This window comes from Rhodococcus sp. A14, assembly GCF_011603105.1.
Classification (GTDB): domain Bacteria; phylum Actinomycetota; class Actinomycetes; order Mycobacteriales; family Mycobacteriaceae; genus Rhodococcus_F; species Rhodococcus_F opacus.
In genome coordinates this window covers 1-452 of the sequence record NZ_JAAOQS010000323.1, presented here as the reverse complement: position 1 = coordinate 452, position 452 = coordinate 1, and the positions used below count along the sequence as shown (strand labels likewise).

Genomic DNA, 452 nt, shown 5'->3' with positions numbered 1-452 from the left:
GGGGCCGCCACCGGCCGATCAGCACCCACTTGACCACGATCGGGAGCGTGCACATGCCGATCAGGTACGCCCCGCCGACGAGCACCGTGCGCAGGTACGTCGGTACGACGCCGGACACGGCGCTGATCCAGTCGTAGCCGCTCATCGCGACCAGGGTGGCCAGGTACGTCCAGCCCAGGAAGACCAGCAGCTGCAGCACCCCGCAGGAGACGAACTCCCAGGAGTGCCGCGGGACCGGCGCCTCCGGCACGGGCTGCACGGCCGCGGCCGGCTCGGCGCGGGCGGGCCCGCCGACCGGCCCGGCGAGCGCGGCCGCCAGGTCCCGGACGGTGGGGTGCTGGTAGACGTCCTGCATCGACGCCGAGGGCAACTCCGGGCGCTTGCGGACCCGGGCGCAGAACCGGGCCAGCACCATCGAGTCGGCACCCAGGTCGTCGAAGAAGTGCGCGTCG

1 protein-coding gene is annotated in these 452 nt (G+C 73.7%); it reads right to left on the bottom strand.

All coding sequences use genetic code 11. From position 1 onward, the window contains the following. On the bottom strand, positions 1 to 452 hold a 452-nt coding region (locus G9373_RS45665), incomplete at both ends, for an acyl carrier protein (RefSeq protein ID WP_206034046.1).